The sequence below is a fragment of the Mesorhizobium sp. Cs1299R1N1 genome, from assembly GCF_037179655.1.
Taxonomy (GTDB): domain Bacteria; phylum Pseudomonadota; class Alphaproteobacteria; order Rhizobiales; family Rhizobiaceae; genus Mesorhizobium; species Mesorhizobium salmacidum.
Genome location: NZ_JAPYKR010000008.1, coordinates 100252 through 116300, shown reverse-complemented (window position 1 = coordinate 116300; position 16049 = coordinate 100252). Strand labels below are relative to the sequence as shown.

Sequence of the window (16049 nt, the reverse complement as noted above, 5' to 3'; positions counted from 1 at the left end):
CTTGGCGCCAACGCTTCATCGTTATCAGCCTGCCTTTTGCAGCCCCTTGAACAGAAAAGTCCGGCCCGAACGATAATCATAGTCCGGGTTTTCCCAGGCGATCATCTTGCCGGGGTTGAGCAGGCCTTGCGGGTCGGTCTCACGCTTGAAGGCGAGTTGCACCGCGTCCGTCTGCTTCATGCCGCCCTCTTCCAGCGTGTAGCGGTGAGGGTTGAAGATCGGGCAGCCATTGTCCTCGTGCAGGCGGATGATCTCGTTGAGCCGCGCCTCGGTGGTGAAGTTGACCAGTGGCAGGCCAAAGCAGGTGATGTTGCCGTCCAGCCGCACGAATTCGAGATGCGAGAACACCTCGCCGGGAAACATCGCATCCATTTTCTCGACCAGCGCCAGTTGGTTGGGAAAGGGATAGAGCGACTGCAGATAGGTGATCGCGGGGTCGACGCGCAGCGCCCTGAGCGTGGTGTGGTTCCAGGCCAGTTCATAGGCCGGCGGCAGGCCCTTTTTCTCCTCCGGCGCGGCAAGGGCGGCGTTGAAGATCACTTCGCCCGCAGCGCGGCGCGTAAAGGCAAGGAAGGCGTCCAGCCCATGCTGCGCCACCATGACGACGCAGATGCTTTGGCCTTCCCTGAAAAATTTCTGGTGCCGCTTAAAGTAAAGCTGCGGAACGGGTGCTGCGATCGGCGTGATCAGCTTGGTCAGGATGCCATCCTGGCAGGCCAGCGCATTGCCATAGCGGGCCGCATCCATGAAAGCGTCGAAGCCGACGATGACGTCGATCCACTCATAGGCTGCCGTCAGCGGCATCTCGACCTCTGATATGATGCCATTGGTGCCATAGGCATGGGTCACCTTGTGCAGGTCTTCGCCTGTCAGTTCGAGCACCCTCGGCTCGGCCTCCATCGTCACCACGCGCAAGCGCAGCACATTGCCGAAATCGCGCAATCCGCCGAAATTGATCGAGCCGACGCCGCCAGAACCGCCGGCGATGAAGCCGCCGATCGAAGCGGTGTTGTAGGTGGAGGGCGACAGCCTCAATTCCTGTCCGGAATGCGCCCGTGTCGCCTTGTCGATGTCGGCCAGGATCGCGCCGGGTCCGGTCACCACGCGGCCTGGGCCGATCGACTTGATCTCGTTCATCTCCGCAAGATTGAGCACCACGCCTCCCGACAGGGGCATCGCCTGGCCGTAATTGCCAGTGCCGCTGCCGCGCGGCGTCACCGGCACGCCATGGCGGTGACAGGCGGCAAGCACGCGGATCAGCTCGGCTTCGGTCTTCGGCGTCACGATCAGGTCGCCGGTGACATGGTCGAGCTGCTGTTTCAGAACCGGGCTGTACCAGTAGAAGTCGCGGCTCTTCTGCTGGACGATGGCCGGATTGTCGTCGAGCTTTATCCCGTCGAGATCGCGTTTCAACGCCGAAACATCCATCATTCCACCATCAACTCGTCGAGTTCGGCATAGTCGGGCAATTGCCGGTCGATCGCTCGTCCGGCGCGCACGACGATGCGATCCGATTCGGGCCGCGACAGCAATTCCGTCCAGCTCCGACCTTTGAACAGCACGAAGTCGGCATCGCCTCCGGCGGCAAGCGTGCCGAAGCCATCGAGCCGCATCACCTTGGCCGGCGTCGCGGTGACCGCCTGCGGCCAGTCGGCGACCGGATGATCGAAATGCAGGATACGTGTCGCCATGCGGTAGACCTCCAGCATGTCGAGATCGCCATAGGCATAGAAGGGATCGCGCGTGTTGTCTGAAGCGACGGCCACCGGAATGCCCCTCGCCTTCATCTCGTGCAGCAGCGTCACGCCACGCCAGCGCGGTGTGGTTTGATCAGCGCGACGATCTTGCAAATAGAGATTGCACATCGGCAGCGACACGATTGCGAGCCCGGCCTTCGCCACCTTGTCCAGCGTGTCCAGCACCTCGAGATCCGGCTGCCGCGCCAGCGAGCAGCAATGGCCGACGAGGATTTTTCCCTCGAAGCCGTTCCACAGTGCCGCCTCGGCGATCTTCTTCAGCGAGATTGCGACGACATCGTCGGTCTCGTCGGCATGGAAATCGAGGTCGAGCCCATGCTTGATCGCTTGCGCGAAAACGTGGTCGAGCAGCTCTTCCAGGTCTGGCACCATATAGGTGACGACGCCAAGCACGCCCTTGGCGGCGGCCACGCGTTTCGCCAGCCTGTCGAACCATTTTTTGTCGCGCACGCCCTCGATGCCGAGCAGGCAGGCACCCTGCAATTCGATGCGACCACACCATGCCTCGCGCATCGTCTCGAACACCGGCCAGGAGATTTCCTCCTGCGGCGCGACGCTGTCGATATGAGTTCTGAGCGCCCGGGTGCCATGCGCGTAGGCCGAGCGCAGCGAGAAATCCATGCGGCGCGCCACATCCTCGGCACTCCAGCGCGCCACGCGGTCGGCGCCGGTTGCATTCAGCGCGCCCATGAACGTACCGTCGGGATTGGGCTTTCGCGGCCAGATATGGCCCTTGTCGATATGCGTGTGGCAGTCGACGAAACACGGCAGCACGATACGGCCGCCAAGGTCGATGGCGCCGGCCGGTACTTTGGATGCGGCGTGCGCAGCGATGCTGGAAATCTTGCCGCCCGCGACGGTGATGTCGGTCAGCGCAAAACCATCTCTGTCGAAAGCCGCGGCAAGACCCGGCGTCAGCGACGCATGAAGCCGGACGTTGGTTAGGTGGTAAGGACCGGAGGTTGGTATCAAGGCACTAACGCTCCTGCTTCAGTGCGCTCTCGTGCCAGCGCCTCAGAATGAGATGCGAAATCAGCGACAGCACGAGGAAGATCAGGATGCCGGTAAGTGAAATCAAAAACAGCGCCGCGAAAAGCCTGGGAGCATTCAGCCGGTAGCCGGCCTCGATAATGCGCGAGGCGAGCCCCGACGACTGGCCGGTGGCGCCGGCGACGAACTCGGCCACCACGGCGCCGATCAGCGACAGGCCGCCGGCGATCTTCAGCCCGCCGAGGAAATACGGCATCGCCGCCGGCAGTCTGAGATAGCGCAGCTGCTGCCAACGCGTCGCGCCGTTGAGCTTGAACAGGTCGCGCAGATTGCGGTCGACCGAGTTCAGGCCAAGCGTGGTGTTGGACAGGATCGGGAAGAAGGCAACGATCCAGGCGCACAGCAGAAGCTTGGTCGTCTGATTGTCGACATAGATGTTGATCAGCGGAAAGATCGCCACGATCGGCGTCACCTGCAGCACGATGGCGAACGGGAAGAACGACATCTCCACCCACTTCGACTGCGCGAACAAGACCGCCAGGCCGACGCCGCCGACAACCGCGAGGAGCAGGCTGAGGAAGGTGATGCGCAAGGTGACCAGCAGTGCGGAAAACAGCAGGCCGGCATCGTTGTAGAGCGTTGTCAGCACCACGCCGGGGCGCGGCAGGATGTATTGCGGAATCTCGTTCCACACGCAGATACGGTCCCACAGCCAGATCGCCAGGACCATGATTGCCAGCGGCAGCACCCAGCGGCCGATCCGCTCGAGCCGCTCCTGGCGCACGCGCCGCGCTTCCTCGGGGTCGAGTTTCAACGTGCCGTCAATGACCGTCATGATGCGAGCCCGCAGTTGAATTGATGGCATTGACCAGCACATCCGAGGCCTGCCGGCAAAGGGCCGCATAATCCGGCGAGGTGCGAAACGCCTCGTCGCGCGGATAGGATGCCTCGATGGCGAGTTCGTCGAACACCCTGCCCGGCCGCGCCGCCATGACGACGACGCGGTTGGACAGAAACACGCTTTCGAACACACTGTGGGTGACGAAGACGACGGTGAAGCGTTCGTCCTGCCACAGTTCCAGCAGGTCGTTGTTGAGCTTGAAGCGGGTGATCTCGTCGAGCGCGGCGAACGGCTCGTCCATCAACAGCACGCGCGGCTTGGTCACCATGGCGCGCGCGATCGAGACGCGCATCTTCATGCCGCCCGACAGTTCGCGCGGCACGGCGTCTTCGAAACCGGTCAGGTGCACCCGTGCCAGCATCTCCGTTATCGCCGGTGCTGCCTTGGCGCGGGAAATGCCTTTCAGCCTGAGCGGCAGCCAGACATTATCGAAGACGCTGGCCCAGGGCAGCAGCGTCGGCTCCTGAAAGACGAAGCCGATATTCGCGCGGTCGAGCGAACCGCCGCCACGCCAGTCGAGCACACCTGATGTCGGCGTCGACAGGCCGGCAATCAGCCGCAGCGCCGTCGACTTGCCGCAGCCCGACGGTCCGAGCAGGCTCAGGAAATCGCCTTCCCGGATCGTCAGGTCGACATCGCTGAGCGCCGTCACGCCATTGGAAAAGACCTTGCCGACGCCACGCAGCGCCAGCAAGGTCGGAGCCATGTCCGAGGCGGGCGTTTGCGCTACCTTTTCCCGCATCATGCCGGGCCGGCCTATTTCTTCAGCTCGAGCCCGACGCCCTTGTTGACGAAGGCCAGCGTGTAGGCCTTCGTGATGTCGATGCCTGCAGGCGTGACCTTGGCCTTGACCATCTTGTCGTAGAAGCTCTTGATCCGCGCATCGGTCATGGCGCCGATGCCGAGCTTCTCGGTGTCACCGGAATCGGCAAGGCCGAACTTCTTCATCTGGTCGATCGAGAAAGCGATCTGCTCGTCGCTCATGTCAGGATTGTCTTTCTTGATCATGTCGTTGGCGGCCTTGTTGTCGCCGTAGAGGTACTTGTACCAGCCCTTGGCCGAGCCATCGACGAAGCACTGGACCACCTCGGGCTTCTTGTCGATCGTGTCCTGCATCACCTCGATCGTGGTCGAATAGGTATCCCAACCATAGTCGGCGAGCAGGAACTGGTTCGGCACGAAGCCGCCTTCCTTCTTGACCGCGAACGGCTCCGAAGTGACGTAGCCCTGCTGGATCGACTTCTTGTTGGCAAGGAAAGGAGCGGTGTTGTAGGTGTAGGGCGCGCGCTTTGAAGCGTCGAAACCGAGTTCGATGACCATCCACTGGAAGAAGGTCTGCGCACCTTCATCGCCCAGAATGTACTGCTCGGCGTTCTTCAGGTCTTCCCATTTGTCGAGCCCCTCACCGGGGTGGGACATGATGACCTGCGGATCCTTCTGGAAATCGGCGGCCACGACACGCATCGGAATGCCCTGCTGGACGGCATCGAAGGCCGACAGCAAATTGCCGCCCATGTAGAAATCGATCTTGCCGGCAAGGAGCATCGGCCGGCCGCTGACCTGCGGGCCGCCCTGCATGATGGTGACATCGAGGCCGCAGGCGGCATAGGTGCCATCCGCCACGGCCTGGTAATAGCCGCCATGTTCCGGCTCGGCGAGCCAGTTGGTGCCGAAAGTGACTTTTTCATTCGCCGCCGCGCCCAATGTGCTGGCCGCAAGGAGAGCCACCACCGCGACCGAAATCTTCTGTTTCACGTACATTGACCACCACCCTTTATTTGCACCGGCGCGCTGCGCGCCGTGCTTGACACCAAAGATTCAAGAAGCAAGACACATGCCACCGGCGTCGCGCGCCGGGACCCGCCCGCCTGCACCACAGCCATCTGCGAAAGCCGGAAAGGTCGTGCTGCACCGAAGGGCATCGTGCCTATTTTTTGAACGCCTGTCCACAATCGCACCGGCGACATGCACCGCCATCTTGATGGTGCAATGCATCCGGCCTTAGGCTGGCGATATCCAGGAGATTGCCATGTTCAAGTTCCTCACCCCGAAGTCGATCAAGCCGCCCTTTGCCCGTTACAGCCACGGCGTCGAGGTGCCGGCCGGCAAGCGGCTGGTGCTGTGCTCGGGGCAGGTCGCCATCACGGCGGACGACCAGATACCGGACGACGCCGGCGCGCAGGCCGAACTTTGCTTCAGGAACATCGCAGCGATCCTGGGCGAAGCCGGGCTGGGATTGCCGGACATCGTGCGCATCAATGCCTATGTCACCGACCGCGCGCATCTGCGGCCCTATATGGAGGTCCGCGACCGGCTGTTTTCAAGCCCGGCGCCGGCCTCGACGCTGATGATCGTTTCCGGCTTTGCCCGGCCCGAATTCAAGGTCGAGGTCGAGGCGATCGCGGCCGGGTGATCGACAGGCCGGGCACACCGCGCTAGGTCTGCCCTGATCATTTGAAGAGGCGTGACATGACCGTAGCAAAAAGACGCGTCTGGTGGGGCGATTACCGGACAACCGAGTATGCCTCGATCGATCCCGAGACGACGATCGCGGTGCTGCCGGTCGCGGCGATCGAGCAGCATGGGCCGCATCTGCCCGTCTCGACCGACACGTCGATCATGAACGGCATGCTCGACACGGTGATCGCACGCCTGCCCGAGGACCTCGATATCCGCATCCTGCCGGTCCAGGCGGTGGGCAAGTCGAACGAGCATCTGCACGCGCCGGGCACATTGACCCTGCCGGCAACGACGCTGATCGAGGCGTGGACCGAGCTTGGCCTGTCGATAGCGCGCGCCGGCGTACGCAAGCTCATCGTCGTCAATTCCCATGGCGGCAATGAAGAGATCATGGGTATCGTCACGCGCGAACTGCGCGTGCGCGAAAAGATGCTGGCGGTGAAGACCAGTTGGCAGCGCTTTGGCCGTCCGGCCGGCATGTACACCGAACTCGAGGACCGCCACGGCATCCATGGCGGCGATGTCGAGACTTCGCTGATGCTGCATTTCCGGCCGGATCTCGTCGACATGGGCAAGGCCGACAATTTCGTTTCCAACGTCGCCGACGCGGAGAAGGAATTCGCGCTTCTGCGCCAGACCGGCACGCATGCCTTCGCCTGGATCGCCAGCGATCTCAACCCGAACGGCGTGGTCGGCGACGCCAGCATTGCAACGGCGGAGAAAGGCCGATTGACGGCGGAACACCAAGCCGATGGCTTCATCAGCCTGGTGCGCGATGTGCGCAAGGCGAAGCTCGCCGAGTGGCTGAAATAGCCGCCTAAATATCGATCTTGAGTGCGAACGGCGTGCCTTCGAAGGCGTCGGCGCCGCGCCCGATCGCTTCGATCGCCTCGATCATGCGGCCGTTGCGCTCGAGCAGCGTGTCGGCCACCGCGATCAGCCGTGGATTGGGCGTCGCCGAAGGCGACAGCACGCGCAGCGTCTGCGCCAGTTCCACCTCGTCGCGTTTCGGCGCCAAAGCCGCGGCGATGATATAGGCCGAGGCGGTCGAGCGGCTGATGCCGGCATAGCAGTGCACGACCATCGGCTTTGCCCGATCCCAGCGGCGCGCGAAATCGAGCAGATTGCGTACATGCTCCTCGCCCGGCATGGTCATGCCGTCCTGCGCCACCGCGATGTCGTGCATGACCAGATGCAGGTGGTTTTCCCGGGCGATCGAGGTCGGACGCACCACCTCGGTGCCGGCGGCAAGCAGCGACAGCATGCGGTCGGCGCCGGTCCTGGCCACCGTTTCCTCGATCTTCGCCAGCGAGCAGACATGGATCATTGTTTCGAACCTTTCGACCGATCCTCGCGCCGCGACGCCCATTCGGCAAGGGCGGATTCAAGCCTGCGCCATTCCTCCTCGTTTGCCGGCAGGCCGGCGCGAAGGGCATGGGGCCGGTCGGAGAAATGCCGGAGCAGGATGCCACTCTCGCCAAGCGCGGAAAACAGGCCGCCGGCATCGGGCAGGCTGAGATAGCGGAACAATGTGGTGCCGCCCGCGACGCGAACGCCGAACCGGCCAAACAGCGCATCAACCCGCACCACATCATCCGCCAGCGACGCCCGCATCGCATCTTGCCAGTCGAGATCGGCGAGCGCGCGGATGCCGTATTCCAGCGCCGGTCCGGCGACGGCCCACGGCCCGAACTGCATCTCCAACCGTTCAGCCGTCGGCGCGTCGGCAAGTGCGAACCCAAGCCGCAGGCCGGCCAGACCAAAGAACTTGCCGAAGGAACGCAGCACGACAATGCCGGCCTGGCCGACGTCGGCGGCGAGGCTGTGTTCGCGTGGACCAACATCCATGAACGCCTCGTCGACGACCAGCAGCCCGCCCTTGGCGCGAAGTCCGTCAGCCAGCATCAGCAGCCGGTCGCGCTCGATGATGCGCCCATCCGGATTGTTCGGATTGACGATGATGGCGAGGTCAGCGTCCGCCAGCGCCGCGAAATCGGCGACCTCGACCACCTCGTGCCCGGCAATCGCCGCCGCCCGGGCATGTTCGGCATAGGTCGGCCCCAGCACCATCGCCTTGCCGGGCCTCACCAGCGAGGCTACGCGCGGCAGCAGGATTTGGGTCCCGGGCGCCGCCACCACGTTTCCCGCGGAAGGCGCGCCATAGGTGTTGGCCGCGATCTCTATCAGTTCGCGCCCACACGCGGCCTCCGGCAACCGCCACAGGGAGGTGGCGGGCAGGTGGAAAAGCGGGTAGGAGTGCGGATTGATACCGGTCGAGAGGTCGACGAAAGGCAGCACGGCATTGGGGAAAAGCGCCCTTGCCCGGCCAAGACTTCCACCATGGTCCACCGCTCCTTCAAGAAGCTTCATGTCAGTCCTGATCGCTTTCCTGTCATTGGTTGTCGAATTCGTCCTTGGTTATCCCGACTGGCTGTTTCGCGCCATCGGCCATCCGGTGACGTGGTTCGGCAGGCTGATATCCTTTCTCGACTTGAGGCTCAACCGCGCCACTGATCCCGACGCGCTGCGTCGCCAACGTGGTGTCCAGGCGCTTTTGGTCATCGTGCTGGTGCCGGCGCTGACAGGTCTTTGCGTGCAGCTCGTTCTGCTCTGGTTCGTCCCCTTGGGATGGATCATTGCCGTCCTTCTGGCAACATCGCTTCTGTCGCAGAAGAGCCTGCATGAACATGTCGAAGCCGTCGCCGACGCGCTCGACAGTGGAGGCCTCGACATGGGCCGCGCCGCCGTCTCGCGGATCGTCGGCCGCGATCCCGAAACGCTGGACCGGGCAGGCGTCTGCCGTGCGGCGATCGAAAGCCTGGCGGAGAATTTTTCCGATGGCATCGTCGCCCCCGCCTTCTGGACCGGCGTTGGCGGGCTGGCCGGCGGCGCCGCCTACAAGGCGGCCAACACCGCCGATTCGATGATCGGCCACCACACCCCGCGCCATGAGGCGTTCGGCTGGGCGGCGGCGCGCTTCGACGATTGGATCAACCTGCCGGCATCGCGGCTGACAGCGCTGCTGATCGTGCTCGCTTCCTTCTTGGTCGAGGGCGCCGACCCCCACGGCGCCTGGCAAGCGGTACGGCGCGACGCGAAAAAACACCGCTCGCCCAATGCCGGCTGGCCCGAAGCGGCGATGGCCGGCGCGCTTGGGCTCGCGCTTGCCGGACCACGCAGCTATGGCGGTGTCATGGTCGACGACATCTTCATGGGCGAAGGCGGCCGCAGCGATGTCGACAGCGGCGACATCAGGCGGGCGCTGCAACTCTACCGTATCGCTGATTTCCTGCTGATTGGCTTGTTCGGCCTGGTCGCGGTGATCGTTGTTCTGGTTTTCTAAAACTCGATGCCCTGCTGGGCTTTCACGCCCGCCGAGAAATGATGCTTGGTCAAACCCATCTCGGTGACCAGATCGGCAGCCTCGACCAGCGCTGGCTTGGCGTTGCGGCCGGTGACGACGACATGCAGGCCCTCGCGCCGGCCCTTCAGCGCCGCAACCACCTTGTCGAGATCGAGGTAGTCGTAGCGCAACGCAATGTTGAGCTCGTCGAGCACGACAAGGCTGATCGAGGGATCGTCGATCAATTCCAGTGCTTTGGCCCAGGCGGCCTCGGCAGCGGCGATATCGCGCTTCAGGTCCTGCGTCTCCCAGGTGAAACCCTCACCCATCGCATGCCAGACGACGCGGTCGCCGAAGGCGGCAAACGCATCCTTCTCGCCGGTGTGCCATTTGCCCTTGATGAACTGGACGACGCCGACGCGCTTGCCGTAGCCGAGCATCCGCAGCGCCAGCCCGAAGGCGGCGGTGGTTTTACCCTTGCCGGGACCGGTGTTGACGATCAGTAACCCCTTCTCGACCGTCTTGCTCGCAACCTCGGCGTCCTGCACCGCCTTGCGCTTGGCCATCTTGGCGCGATGGCGCTCTTCATCCTTGTCGTCGATGTCGGTCATTTCACTTCACCTTGAGCGGTAGCCCCGCCACCATCAGCAGCACCGTGTCGGCAACCGCGGCGACCCGCTGGTTGAGCCGGCCGGCGTCGTCGCGAAAACGCCGCGCCAGCGCATTGTCGGGCACGATGCCTTGCCCGACCTCGTTCGACACCACGAACCACGGTCCGCGCGGCCGCGACAGCACGTCGGCTAGCCGTCGGCACTCAGCCTCGACGTCGTGATCGGCCAGCATATGATTGGTCAACCATAGCGTCAGGCAGTCGACAAGCACCGGCTGATCATCCGGCAAGGCCTCCAGCGCTTCGGCAAGGTCGAGCGGCGCGTCGATGGTCGACCAGCCCTCGCCGCGCCGCGAGCGGTGCAACGCGATGCGCTCGCGCATCTCATCGTCATAGGTTTGCGCCGTGGCTACATACGCCCATGGCGGGGGGAATGCCGTCACCAGGGTTTCGGCGTGCGCGCTCTTGCCGGAGCGCGCGCCACCGATGATGAAAGTCAGCTTGCCGCGATCAGGCAAAGCTGTCGCGCAAGCTGGTCGCCGTGCCGGTGAAGCGCCTGCGCACCACGCCCACGACCGCGCCGAGCACCAGCCAGAACACCAGATTGGTCACCGTCACCGCCACCACGAACTGATGGTGCAGGCCTTCCGGGATAGGCGTTTCGAAACTGTCGGGCTGCGGCGCGCCGACGACGTGCGGGGCGACGATCAGCAAGACGGCGAGGATGGTCAACGGCAGCGATCTGCGAAACACGATCAGGCCAAGGCCGATGGCGGTCGCCGCGGCCGTTGCCGTCCACCAGATCTGGCGCGCAAGCAGATCGGCCGCCGGCATCGCCGGCAGTTCCGGCTGCAGGCCGAGGCCTGGTGCCAGCGTGAACACGGCAGAGCCGGCCAGCCCCCAGAACACGCCCTGGCGCCAATTGCCGACGCCGCCGGCAAACTCGGAAACCGCGACCAGGACCAGTGCGAAGCCGATGCCGGTGACGATATTGGCAACCACGCTGAAGGCAAAACGCTCGACACCGTCGGCCGGCGCCCAACCCTCGTCTTCCTCCGCCGGTGCCGTGACTTCGGCGGGTGCCGGCGCGGCAGAGCTCATCGCATTCCCAGCGGGCACCACCTTGCTCATTGCGTCGTTGCTCGCCGCCGGTCCGGCCGCGTGGTCATGGTGATGGCCGCCGCCGGCCTGTTCGTAGACTTCCGCCTTGAGGATCAGCGGCACCGTCGCATAGGCCTGCAGGCAGGCGAGAACGATACCGGCCACAAGCCCCGCGACCGCCGCGACGAACACGACGTTGCGAAACAGATTCATGATGTCAGATCCTCGTTAGTGGCAGGGAAATGCCATCGAGTGGCGATAGTCGTGGGCGGCATTGTGGACCGCATCAATATGCGAGAAACCGACAAAGCCGACGACGAACATGCCGAGCAGCGCCGCGAGCGCGAGCTGCATGAAGCGCGACTGCGAGGAGACGGAGGCGCCGAGGGAGACGGAAGCGGTAGTCATGTCTTGTCCTTTCGCCCTCCACCCGAGGGCATCGAAGTCAGTTTCCTGTCGCCGGCAGGTCTCCTGGCTCGCGGATAAGCGCCCTTCCCCACCTTCCCGAAGGAAAACCTTCAGTGGCATATGGAGAGGACTACCGCACACAGTTGCGGGGGCAGCCACGGCATTGGACAGGAATTCCTGTCCGCACCGCATTCCCTCTTGGCTCCAAAAAGGAACCGACGACGTTGGTGACTATAGGGAAATTCGCCGCGCGCGGCAAACCAAATTCCGACAGTCGCCAGCGCAGGAGCGTCGTATCGGCAAGGCCGCTCCCCTCCTGATTGACAAACTTCATGGCCGGGTGTCGGCTGCCAACCTGACAGGAAGCCAGCCATGCAGCCTGATGCCAGCGGGCGCGAGCCCTATAGCGGCCTGACCCGAACCGAGCCGACGCTGCCCTCATCGGCCTATTGGGACCAGGAGAACTATCAGCGTGATCTCGACGCCATCTGGTACAGAAATTGGCTGCTCGTCTGCCGCGAGGCCGACCTTGCCCAGCCTTTGGCATTCCGCACCTTCCGCGTCGGTACGCAGGAAATCCTTGTGCTGCGCGACGACGCCGGCGAGTTGCGTGCCTTCCACAACACGTGCCGGCATCGCGGTTCGCAGCTTTGCCAGGAAAGCGAAGGACGCCTGAAGGCGCGGCTGATCACCTGCCCGTACCATGCCTGGTCCTATTCGCTGCGTGGCGATCTGGTGCGTGTACCGTCGAAATCGCTGCCCGACGGCTTCGACAAGGCCGACCACCCGCTTTATCGCGTTGCACTCTCGGTGTGGCGGGGCTTCGTCTTCGTCAATCTTGCTGAAGATGCCGCCGGCTCAGCGCAGTCATCCTTCGACCCGGCCTCCGGCGACCTCGGCAACTGGCCGCTGGACACGCTGGTGTCAGGCCATGTGCTGCGCAAGGTGATGAACTGCAACTGGAAGATTTTCTGGGAAAACTTCAACGAGTGCCTGCACTGCCCGGGCGTCCACAAGGACCTGTCGCGGCTGGTGCCGATCTATGGCCGCGGCCTGATGAGCCGGCATGACGATCCCGAATGGACGCGCCATGCAGACAATGATGCGCCGGAATTCTCCGGCGGCCTGCGCGCCGGGGCTGAAACATGGTCGCGTGATGGGCAGACGCATGGGCCGGTTTTCCCCGGCTTGACGCAGGCGCAACGCACCGCCGGCCAGACCTATGCCACCAGCCTGCCCTCGATGTTCATCGTCGGCCATGTCGACTATGTCAGGACCGTGCGGCTGGTGCCGCTCGGTCCCGAACAGACCGAATTGACCGCCGAATGGCTGTTCGCGCCCGAGGCGCTCGCCGCCACCGATCTCGACAACATCGTCGCCTTCGGCACACAGGTGCTGGAGGAGGATGCCGCGATCTGCGAGGTCAACCAGAAGGGCCTGCGCTCGATGCGTCATACAGCCGGCGTGCTGATGCCGGAGGAGTACGATTTGCACCGCTTCCACAATTGGGTGCGCGAGCGCCATACTGAGCTTTCGCTCTGATTTTTTAGAGAGATTTAGGCAGGTAGCGCCAGGTCATGAAGCCGCAAAACGCCGCCAGCAGGCCGAGCGTGACGAACACCGATCCCAATCCGAAGAAGGCCAGCACCACCGAATAGACCAGCGGCGGCGTCAGTTCGGAAAAGTCGAGATAGGTGCGGTAGACCGCCGCCATCTGCGCGCGCTCATAGGAGCGCACCGAGCGCATGAAGGCGGTCGAGCCCAGCGCGTCGAGCGCGATGGTGAAGAAGGCGCCGCACAACAGGAAGGCTCCGGTCAGCAACGGCTCTGCCGCTCCGACCGTGCCCGCCGCCAGCAGCGACGCCGACATGGCGAAGTAGGCAAACGTCATGGTGCGTCGGCCGCCAAAGCGTTTTCCCGCCTTGCCCCAGAAGATCGCCATGAACAGCAGCGCATTGCCGGCCGAGACCAGCAGGCCGCCCGCCAGTTCACCCTCGCCCGTGATTACCATGAACAGCGGTCCATAGACGAAGAACGTCGTCCAGAAGCAGGACCGGCCGAAGGCGATCAGCCAGGCGAGCCTGAGCCTTGGCTGCGCCACGAAGCGGCCGATGTTGGCGAGCGGATTTGCCGGCCGCGTCTTGCCCGGGCGGATCGACGGGTTGTCGCCCAGCCGGTAGGTCCAGAACAGCGCCAGCAAAGCCATGGCGAAAACCGCCACCGCGCCATGCGCGGCATAGATGCCGAAATGCGCATAAAGGAAAATGCCAAGCGTCGGCCCGCCCGTCCAGGCAACCATCGACCACGCCATGCGCAGCGATTCGGCCTGCATGAAGTCGGTCTTGCGGATGTGGTCCATGATGTAGAGGTTGAGCGTGATCGACAGCGCACTGGCACCCATCACCCGGCACAGCATCCCGGCCAATTGTCCGGCGAGCGTATGGGTGACGAAGAACAGCGAGCCGATGGCGAGCAGGCAGGCGCCTGCCGTGTAGACCCAGCGCCGCGCGAAGCGGCGGATCAGCATCGGCATGAACAAGGTCACCGACAGGCCGAGCATGGATACGACGGTGTAGAGGATCGAGACGACCTGCTCGTTGTGGAGGATCTCGTAGGCCTGAATCGGGATGACGCTCGACACCATGGCGCGGGCGAAGGACTCGACCGCGTAGAGCGAGGCGAAGGTGCGCGCATCCGCGGCCTTGAGGGCCGGAAGCCAGATCGGATGGCGCACATGCGTGGACATTGCTTACCCAAAGCAGAATCGCGGCGTCAAATCTGCCGTGGACATTTCAGGCCCATTAAGAGGAAACCGACGCACACCCGGCAAAAAGCGAAGCCGGCCAACGGCTTTCCCGCGCTGGCCCAATTCAGCGGCTGGCGCGGGCTCCGCCGCGCGGTCAGGCCAAGGCGACCGGTCTTCTTCTATCCGGTGCAACCGTGATAGTCGTCTTGGAGGGGCTGAATCAGATCGCGAGACCATGAGCATCCACACGCCGACCGCACCCGTTCCGGAGCCATCGAAGCGCATCGTTGCCATCGATATTTTGCGCGGCATCGCGCTGATCGCGATGGCAAGCTACCATTTCACCTGGGACCTGGAATTCTTCGGTTACACCGACCCCGGTCTCACCGCCTTCGGCTGGTGGAAGATCTACGCCCGCTGCATCGCCTCGACCTTCCTGTTCCTTGTCGGCGTCAGCCTCTATCTCGCCCATGGCCAGCAGATCCGCTGGAACTCCTTCTGGAAACGGTTCGCCATGGTCGCCGGTGCGGCGGTCGCCATCTCGGTCGTCACCCGCATCGCAACGCCGGATGGATTCATCTTCTTCGGCATCCTGCATGAGATCGCCCTCGCCAGCCTGCTTGGCCTCGCCTTCCTGCGCCTGCCGGCGCTGCTGACGCTTGTCGTCGCCGCACTGGTCATCGCGGCGCCAGTCTACCTGCGCTTCGAGGCACTCGATCACCCCTGGCTGTGGTGGATTGGCCTTTCCGCCGTCAATCCGCGCTCCAACGACTACGTGCCGCTGTTCCCCTGGTTCGGCGCGGTGCTTCTCGGCCTCGGAGCGGCGAAACTCGCTTCCGCTTCCGGCATGCGGGCACGCCTGGCGAGCCTCGTGCCCGGCCGCTGGGCCAATCCACTGGTCTTCATCGGCCGCCACAGCCTGGCCTTTTACCTGATCCACCAGCCGCTGCTGATCGGTAGCGTCTGGCTGTTCTCGCAAGTGATGCCGGCGCAGGTCGAAACCCCGCAGGTCAATTTCCTGAAAACCTGCCAGCGCTCGTGCGAGCAGATGCGCAACGCAACCTTCTGTTCGAGCTATTGCGGCTGCATGCTTGATACGCTGCAAGGCGAAGGATCACTTGATCGGCTCTTCAACAACGACCAGACTGCGGACTTCAGGGCGCATCTGTCCGATCTTGCCGCAACGTGCACCGCCAAGACCGAGGACAAGATGACGGAGGGAGGGACACAATGACCGAGCCGAAGCCTGGAGTGATCCCGTGGCCGCCGGTGATCTACGCTGCCGCGATCGCCATCAGCATCATCCTCGGCATGCTCTATCCCTTGCCCTGGATCGGAGACCTCCTGGGCGATATCCTGTTCGCCGCTGGTTGGGTGGCGTTGTTCGCGGTCGCCGTACTCTGGTTCACCGCGATCCGCACCATGATGCGGGCCAGGACAACGCTCAATCCCAACGCCGTGCCCGATCATCTCGTTACGACCGGCCCCTTCGGCGTCACCCGCAACCCGATGTACCTGGCCAACACGCTGCTGTTGATCGGCATTGCCTTCGTCTCGGGCATCGCCTGGTTTTTCCTGCTTGCCTTCGTCGCCGCCTTCGTCACCCAGAAGGTCGCGATCGAGGGCGAGGAAAAGATATTGGCGGCGAAGTTCGGCAAGAAATACCGCGACTATGCCAAGCGGGTGCGGCGCTGGATCTGAGCCAGCGTTAAAGTTGTCAATCTCCCCCTTCT

18 protein-coding genes and 1 riboswitch are annotated in these 16049 nt (G+C 63.7%); of the genes, 6 read left to right on the top strand and 12 right to left on the bottom strand.

Annotated elements, in window-relative coordinates; all coding sequences use genetic code 11:
* Window positions 1-24: 24 nt before the first annotated feature.
* The 5 genes from O7A70_RS18825 to O7A70_RS18805 are packed head-to-tail and all read right to left on the bottom strand — an operon-like array spanning window position 25 to window position 5409.
* Window positions 25-1428, bottom strand: a complete 1404-nt coding sequence (locus O7A70_RS18825) for an FAD-binding oxidoreductase (protein WP_337141910.1) — start codon at window positions 1426-1428, stop codon at window positions 25-27.
* Window positions 1428-2729, bottom strand: coding sequence for a cytosine deaminase (locus tag O7A70_RS18820; RefSeq protein ID WP_337141721.1), 1302 nt, complete (start codon window positions 2727-2729; stop codon window positions 1428-1430). Before O7A70_RS18820 ends, O7A70_RS18825 begins: the two co-directional genes overlap by 1 nt.
* 4 nt (window positions 2730-2733) lie before the next feature.
* Window positions 2734-3582 (bottom strand): ABC transporter permease, encoded by an 849-nt coding sequence (locus tag O7A70_RS18815; RefSeq protein WP_027146494.1) that lies wholly within the window; start codon window positions 3580-3582, stop codon window positions 2734-2736.
* A complete protein-coding gene (locus tag O7A70_RS18810; protein WP_337141720.1) occupies window positions 3569-4393 on the bottom strand; it encodes an ABC transporter ATP-binding protein in 825 nt (274 codons plus the stop codon). Before O7A70_RS18810 ends, O7A70_RS18815 begins: the two co-directional genes overlap by 14 nt.
* An 11-nt stretch (window positions 4394-4404) precedes the next feature.
* Window positions 4405-5409 carry an ABC transporter substrate-binding protein gene (locus O7A70_RS18805; protein ID WP_027146496.1) on the bottom strand — a complete coding sequence of 335 codons (1005 nt, stop codon included), beginning with the start codon at window positions 5407-5409 and terminating at the stop codon, window positions 4405-4407.
* A gap of 268 nt (window positions 5410-5677) precedes the next feature.
* Here O7A70_RS18805 and O7A70_RS18800 point away from each other — a divergent pair, with 268 nt between their 5' ends.
* Window positions 5678-6061 carry a RidA family protein gene (locus O7A70_RS18800; protein ID WP_337141719.1) on the top strand — a complete coding sequence of 128 codons (384 nt, stop codon included), beginning with the start codon at window positions 5678-5680 and terminating at the stop codon, window positions 6059-6061.
* A 56-nt stretch (window positions 6062-6117) separates the two neighbouring features.
* Window positions 6118-6921 (top strand): creatininase family protein, encoded by an 804-nt coding sequence (locus O7A70_RS18795; protein ID WP_337141718.1) that lies wholly within the window; start codon window positions 6118-6120, stop codon window positions 6919-6921.
* Between the two features lie 4 nt (window positions 6922-6925).
* Here O7A70_RS18795 and O7A70_RS18790 read toward each other — a convergent pair whose 3' ends face one another.
* Window positions 6926-7435, bottom strand: a complete 510-nt coding sequence (locus O7A70_RS18790; RefSeq protein WP_337141717.1) for a tyrosine phosphatase family protein — start codon at window positions 7433-7435, stop codon at window positions 6926-6928.
* A complete protein-coding gene (cobD, locus tag O7A70_RS18785) occupies window positions 7432-8478 on the bottom strand; it encodes a threonine-phosphate decarboxylase CobD (RefSeq protein WP_337141715.1) in 1047 nt (348 codons plus the stop codon). The genes O7A70_RS18790 and cobD overlap by 4 nt, the downstream gene beginning before the upstream one ends.
* Here cobD and cbiB point away from each other — a divergent pair.
* On the top strand, window positions 8477-9451 hold the full coding sequence (gene cbiB, locus O7A70_RS18780; protein WP_337141714.1) for an adenosylcobinamide-phosphate synthase CbiB: 975 nt from the start codon (window positions 8477-8479) through the stop codon (window positions 9449-9451). The genes cobD and cbiB overlap by 2 nt on opposite strands.
* Here cbiB and cobO read toward each other — a convergent pair.
* From cobO to O7A70_RS18760, 4 genes are read right to left on the bottom strand one after another with little or no spacing between them, the layout of a single operon-like run.
* On the bottom strand, window positions 9448-10062 hold the full coding sequence (gene cobO, locus O7A70_RS18775; RefSeq protein WP_337141713.1) for a cob(I)yrinic acid a,c-diamide adenosyltransferase: 615 nt from the start codon (window positions 10060-10062) through the stop codon (window positions 9448-9450). The genes cbiB and cobO overlap by 4 nt on opposite strands.
* A 1-nt stretch (window position 10063) precedes the next feature.
* Window positions 10064-10579: a bifunctional adenosylcobinamide kinase/adenosylcobinamide-phosphate guanylyltransferase gene (gene cobU / locus O7A70_RS18770; protein ID WP_337141712.1), complete on the bottom strand. Its 516-nt coding sequence runs from the start codon at window positions 10577-10579 to the stop codon at window positions 10064-10066.
* The gene (locus tag O7A70_RS18765; RefSeq protein ID WP_337141711.1) at window positions 10572-11375 is read right to left on the bottom strand and encodes a CbtA family protein; all 804 of its coding nucleotides are present in this window, start codon (window positions 11373-11375) and stop codon (window positions 10572-10574) included. Before O7A70_RS18765 ends, cobU begins: the two co-directional genes overlap by 8 nt.
* A 15-nt stretch (window positions 11376-11390) precedes the next feature.
* The gene (locus O7A70_RS18760; protein WP_140502595.1) at window positions 11391-11570 is read right to left on the bottom strand and encodes a CbtB domain-containing protein; all 180 of its coding nucleotides are present in this window, start codon (window positions 11568-11570) and stop codon (window positions 11391-11393) included.
* A 36-nt stretch (window positions 11571-11606) separates the two neighbouring features.
* Window positions 11607-11805: riboswitch (cobalamin riboswitch) on the bottom strand.
* A gap of 137 nt (window positions 11806-11942) precedes the next feature.
* Here O7A70_RS18760 and O7A70_RS18755 point away from each other — a divergent pair.
* Window positions 11943-13112 (top strand): aromatic ring-hydroxylating oxygenase subunit alpha, encoded by a 1170-nt coding sequence (locus O7A70_RS18755; RefSeq protein WP_337141710.1) that lies wholly within the window; start codon window positions 11943-11945, stop codon window positions 13110-13112.
* A 4-nt stretch (window positions 13113-13116) separates the two neighbouring features.
* On the opposite strand, the gene O7A70_RS18750 is transcribed toward O7A70_RS18755, so the two are convergent.
* Window positions 13117-14316 (bottom strand): MFS transporter, encoded by a 1200-nt coding sequence (locus tag O7A70_RS18750; protein WP_337141709.1) that lies wholly within the window; start codon window positions 14314-14316, stop codon window positions 13117-13119.
* Window positions 14317-14551: 235 nt separating this feature from the next.
* On the opposite strand from O7A70_RS18750, the gene O7A70_RS18745 reads away from it, so the two are divergent.
* A complete protein-coding gene (locus tag O7A70_RS18745; protein ID WP_337141708.1) occupies window positions 14552-15550 on the top strand; it encodes a heparan-alpha-glucosaminide N-acetyltransferase in 999 nt (332 codons plus the stop codon).
* Window positions 15547-16017: a methyltransferase family protein gene (locus tag O7A70_RS18740; protein ID WP_337141707.1), complete on the top strand. Its 471-nt coding sequence runs from the start codon at window positions 15547-15549 to the stop codon at window positions 16015-16017. The genes O7A70_RS18745 and O7A70_RS18740 overlap by 4 nt, the downstream gene beginning before the upstream one ends.
* Window positions 16018-16049: the final 32 nt, after the last annotated feature.

Coding starts and splice junctions, on each gene's coding strand:
- O7A70_RS18825 (WP_337141910.1), bottom strand. CDS start 1,428: ATGGATGTTTCGGCGTTGAAACGCGATCTCGACGGGATAAAGCTCGAC.
- O7A70_RS18815 (WP_027146494.1), bottom strand. CDS start 3,582: ATGACGGTCATTGACGGCACGTTGAAACTCGACCCCGAGGAAGCGCGG.
- O7A70_RS18810 (WP_337141720.1), bottom strand. CDS start 4,393: ATGATGCGGGAAAAGGTAGCGCAAACGCCCGCCTCGGACATGGCTCCG.
- O7A70_RS18805 (WP_027146496.1), bottom strand. CDS start 5,409: ATGTACGTGAAACAGAAGATTTCGGTCGCGGTGGTGGCTCTCCTTGCG.
- O7A70_RS18800 (WP_337141719.1), top strand. CDS start 5,678: ATGTTCAAGTTCCTCACCCCGAAGTCGATCAAGCCGCCCTTTGCCCGT.
- O7A70_RS18795 (WP_337141718.1), top strand. CDS start 6,118: ATGACCGTAGCAAAAAGACGCGTCTGGTGGGGCGATTACCGGACAACC.
- O7A70_RS18790 (WP_337141717.1), bottom strand. CDS start 7,435: ATGATCCATGTCTGCTCGCTGGCGAAGATCGAGGAAACGGTGGCCAGG.
- cbiB (WP_337141714.1), top strand. CDS start 8,477: ATGTCAGTCCTGATCGCTTTCCTGTCATTGGTTGTCGAATTCGTCCTT.
- cobD (WP_337141715.1), bottom strand. CDS start 8,478: ATGAAGCTTCTTGAAGGAGCGGTGGACCATGGTGGAAGTCTTGGCCGG.
- cobO (WP_337141713.1), bottom strand. CDS start 10,062: ATGACCGACATCGACGACAAGGATGAAGAGCGCCATCGCGCCAAGATG.
- O7A70_RS18765 (WP_337141711.1), bottom strand. CDS start 11,375: ATGAATCTGTTTCGCAACGTCGTGTTCGTCGCGGCGGTCGCGGGGCTT.
- O7A70_RS18760 (WP_140502595.1), bottom strand. CDS start 11,570: ATGACTACCGCTTCCGTCTCCCTCGGCGCCTCCGTCTCCTCGCAGTCG.
- O7A70_RS18755 (WP_337141710.1), top strand. CDS start 11,943: ATGCAGCCTGATGCCAGCGGGCGCGAGCCCTATAGCGGCCTGACCCGA.
- O7A70_RS18750 (WP_337141709.1), bottom strand. CDS start 14,316: ATGTCCACGCATGTGCGCCATCCGATCTGGCTTCCGGCCCTCAAGGCC.
- O7A70_RS18745 (WP_337141708.1), top strand. CDS start 14,552: ATGAGCATCCACACGCCGACCGCACCCGTTCCGGAGCCATCGAAGCGC.
- O7A70_RS18740 (WP_337141707.1), top strand. CDS start 15,547: ATGACCGAGCCGAAGCCTGGAGTGATCCCGTGGCCGCCGGTGATCTAC.